The 3858-nt window shown below is 72.0% G+C and carries 4 protein-coding genes and 1 pseudogene; 2 read left to right on the plus strand and 3 right to left on the minus strand.

What is annotated here, in order from left to right; translation table 11 throughout:
- On the plus strand, window positions 1-456 hold a 456-nt coding region (locus ACZ53N_RS36680; protein ID WP_469145044.1), incomplete at its 5' end, for a DciA family protein.
- Window positions 457-631: 175 nt separating this feature from the next.
- On the opposite strand, the gene ACZ53N_RS36685 is transcribed toward ACZ53N_RS36680, so the two are convergent.
- Window positions 632-922, minus strand: a complete 291-nt coding sequence (locus tag ACZ53N_RS36685; RefSeq protein ID WP_469145045.1) for a hypothetical protein — start codon at window positions 920-922, stop codon at window positions 632-634.
- A gap of 207 nt (window positions 923-1129) precedes the next feature.
- On the opposite strand from ACZ53N_RS36685, the gene ACZ53N_RS36690 reads away from it, so the two are divergent.
- On the plus strand, window positions 1130-1420 hold the full coding sequence (locus ACZ53N_RS36690) for a hypothetical protein (protein ID WP_469145046.1): 291 nt from the start codon (window positions 1130-1132) through the stop codon (window positions 1418-1420).
- Between the two features lie 132 nt (window positions 1421-1552).
- Here the strand turns inward: ACZ53N_RS36690 and ACZ53N_RS36695 are convergent, their stop codons facing one another.
- Both ACZ53N_RS36695 and ACZ53N_RS36700 read right to left on the minus strand, forming a co-directional pair.
- The gene (locus ACZ53N_RS36695) at window positions 1553-2776 is read right to left on the minus strand and encodes a YfgM family protein (protein WP_469145047.1); all 1224 of its coding nucleotides are present in this window, start codon (window positions 2774-2776) and stop codon (window positions 1553-1555) included.
- Window positions 2777-3350: 574 nt separating this feature from the next.
- Window positions 3351-3791, minus strand: a pseudogene (locus tag ACZ53N_RS36700) (zeta toxin family protein); the annotation flags it as partial.
- Window positions 3792-3858 lie beyond the last annotated feature (67 nt).

The following is a 3858-nucleotide window of genomic DNA, read 5'->3' on the forward strand; positions in this document are numbered from 1 at the left end:
GCCGTCTCGCCGAAGCTCGCCGCGCACGTCCAGGCGGTCGCCTTCCACGCGGAGACCGGACAGCTGGACCTCCACCCGGACTCGCCCGCGTACGCCACGCAGCTGCGCCTGATCAGCTCCCGGATCGTCGCCGCGGCGAACGACGCGGTCGGCGCCCAGGCGGTCCGCACCGTCCGGGTCTTGGCCGTGGGCGCGACGTCCCCGGCGCCCGGCGAGGCGGCCACCGCTCCGACGGAGGCAGCTGCGCCCGAGGCGCCGGTGAAGACCCGCGACATGGCCCCGCCCGGCTTCCACCGGGCGCTCACCGCCTACCAGGCCGTCCCGCGCGTCCAGCAAGTCCGCTCGGGCGTCACCGAGGCGATCGAGCGGCAGAACCGGGCGATGCGCGAGCTCAGCCGCCGCGCGTTCCCCGAGCCCGCCATCGTTCCGGACGATGCGCTGGCCCCGATCGAGTAGGCCCGTATCCAGCGCCGCCGCCAGGCCGCGGCGACCGAAGCCGCCGCCCTGCGCCGCGCCCGTGCCGAAAGGGCCGGGCGAACCGTCCCCGAGCTGTCACGCGCTCCGCGGGCAGCCGGTGAAGTGGCATGAGCGTAGTGGCCGAGGTGTTGGGCAGCAGGGCGAGTACGGATCACTACTGGGCGAGGAAGGCCCGGCCCGCGTCGGTGGCCACGAACCGGTCACCGTTCTCCCCATCGGCGCGTACGGCGACGTCGGCGAGCCCCTTGGCGCACAAGGAGATGGTGGACTGCACGAGGTCGAGGCGCTCCTCGGTCCACGCCACGCGCACCGGGTCCTCGCCCGGGGCATTGATGTCGGGGGCTGGGCGGCTCTGCAGCCGGTCAGCCACCTCGAACGTGCCGACGGGTTCGGTTGAGGCGGCGAGCAGGTGCAGTACCTGGCTCTCGTAGCTGGTCAGGGTCACGGTGGCTCCTCGGTGTCGACGGGCGGCGTGTGCCATGGTGCATCAAGAGTGGCAACGAGAACGGGGGCGGGCCAGAGGGACCTGTACCGGCGGAGCTCGCGTGTGATTGCTCGCAGGAATGGTCTGCGGAACCGGAGCCGTACGGGGGTACGGGCGCGATATCGTGGACTCTCCGACGTCGCCTTTCATGATCTTGCAGGAGCACCTGTGCCCGAGGACCCCATCGCTCACAGCGAGCTCGCTGCCCTGACCCGGCGCTTCGAAGAGGTCTCGGCTCAGGACTCCCGCGAGTTCGGGATCATCAAGTCCGACCTCACCGCAGTGCGCCTGCAGGTTGGGAACCTGGACCAGAAGGTCGAGAACCTCAGCGGCCACGTGACGCAGCGCCTGGACGGTCTGGAGCGGAAGATCGACGGCTTCATCGACGAGCAGCGCGCGGTCAACGCGACGATGGTCGAGTTACTGTCCTCGCTCGTGGGCAAGAGCACCGGCAAGTGACCTCACGGCCCTGCGGCTGAACAGCTGGCCAGGGTGAAATCAGGGCCCGGACCACATATGGTCCGGGCCCTGATCCGTGTGCGGGCCGGCCAGGCCCACGAATCTCCGCCGCAGCGCCGCGATGAGGCTGGGCTATCGGCCGGTACGGGTACGTCGGGTGTGGACGAGGTGCTGCCAGCGGGTGCGTACGGCGTCGCGGCTGTCGATCCACTGCGTGGTGGTGGGACCGGGCAGGGAAAGGCCGCCCATGAAGTGGGCGATGTCGGTGAAGTAGGCGAAGTCCCCGCTGGCCGTGAGCTCGCGTAGCCGGCTGATAGCTGCGGTCAGGCCCTGGTCTTCGCCGCGTACGGCGTGGTGGAAGGCGACGGCGAGCTCGACGAACCGGTGGAGGAAGGGCAGGCCCGCGGTCGTGATGTCGGTGTTCAGGCTCCGGGCGCGGTCGGTGATGCCGTCGGTTCCGGCGTCCTTGATCAGGGCGACGACCTGGGCCAAGAGGGTGTTGGACCGTTGGTCGAGGCCTTCGAGGATCTGGTGGGCGAGGGAGAGCTCGGCGTCGGCCCGGTCCGGGTCGGCGAAGGACAGTGCGAGGGCGAGGCGGACCTGCATCATCGCGCGCTCGCCGGCGGCGCCGTGGTCTTCGGCTTCGGCGCGGCCGGCCTCGAACGCGGCGACGGCCTGGTCGGTGTTGGCGTGGGACCAGTGGATGTCGCCGAGGACGCGGTGGTGACGGCCTTTCCATCCCAGGGTGGGGACGGCGGCGAGCGCGGTGGGGAAGTCGCCCGCCAGCCGGGACAGGTTGGCCAGGCCACGGCGTGCCTTCGGTGCGAGGCGCCCGCCGGCGTCGGCGACCTGCCGCATCCCAGCCCGGGCGGCGGCGCCCTGGTCGAGGTCCGTGTACGCCGTCGCCCGGTAGTACAGGGCGAGCTCGGTGAGCGCGGCGGACAGCAGCCCGGAGTCCAGCACCTCGCTCAGCCGCTCCACCGTGCGTTGCCGGTGTTCGTGCTGGCGGCGGGTGATGGCGGTGAGGAGTTCGGCCAGGGCGTCCGCGGCGGTGTCCGGGGCACCAGCGGTGTCGGTAGGGAGGGTGAGGGGTTCCCAGACGGAGTCGTCGGTGTAGGCGTGGGCGGCCGCGGTGAGCCAGCCCAGATCGGTGAGGCGGTGGTCGCGGGCGAGGCCCAGGCCCTGGCGGAGGCAGGCGACGAGGAGGAGCCGGCTGGGCCCGGGCACGGTGCTGTTTGTCCACTGCTCGCCGAGGGCGGCCAGCGCGCGGGTGGCGGCGTGGTGCCAGTCGGTGTCGGTCCAGCGGTCCTCGCTGTGGGTGTCCTCCTGTACGGCGGTGCGGATCGCCCGGTGCAAGTGATACGGCCACAGCGCGAACGTGTTCTCGGAGATCAGCGGGCGTTCGGCCAGCCGGCGGGCGGGGGCCTGTTGGGAAAGGCCGTCGGCCCGGGTGGCCAGGTCCAGGTCGAAGGCGTCCAGGAGGGAGACCGTGCGCAGCAGGTGGCGCTCGTCCGTCGTGAGGTCGGACAGAGTTCGGGCCAGCAGGGCGGGGAAGCTGCAGTCGAAGTCGTCCGGGGTGGGGGTGCCGCCGGTGCGCCGGATTTCCAGGAAGCGGGAGACGGCGAGGTCGAGGTGGAGGGGCAGGCCGTGGGAGCGGGCGGTGATCGCGGCCCAGATGTCGGCGTCGATGAGGGACCGGCCCTCGATGGTGAGCCGGCGGGCCAGGTGGGTCTCGCAGTCCTCGGGGGACAGGCCCCCGATCAGGTGCTGGCGCCCGGCCAGTGCGCCGGTGCGGGGAGCGGGGACGGTACCGGTGGCGCCGAGGCCGGGCCAGGCGGTGGGGCCGGTCCAGTCGAGCTGGCCGTGCAGGGTTGCGGTATACTGCGGTCAGGTCCCTGCGGATGACGGAGACGCAGTGCAGGTACGGCGAGCGCTCGGCCGCGCGGACCACGTCGGGAACGATCTGGAAGGTCGCGTCGTGGGCGGCGGCCGCCGTGAACCTCGGGATTCCGCCCAGGCGGGCCACCTCGGCGCACCGGGTCGCGGTGCCCAGCCGGCTGTCCGCGGCCCGCGCCCCGATCACGACCAGCTCCACGCGCCGGCCCTCCCGGTAATGGCGGCGGGCGCCGTCGAGGAAGTGAGCGACGCTGTCCGGGGCGATCTCGATCAGCATGTCCCTGCGGCGCGCCCGTACGTACGCCTCGGCCATCTCCTGCCACTGCCGGTAGTCGGCCCTGATGCGGACGGAGGCCGTGCGCGGATGCTGCTCCAAGGAGCCAGCGGTAGTCGAAGTGGACCGCCTTGAAGAGGCCGACCTCGACCCGGGTGGGTGTCCCCTTGCGTGTGCCGAGGGAGTGGTGTGCAGGCGCAAGGGGACACCCGGTCTCTGTTTCCTGCGGTTAGCTGACGGTGACTTTGGCGGTGTTGGGGATGTTGGG

Source organism: Streptomyces sp. NPDC033229 (genome assembly GCF_055576875.1).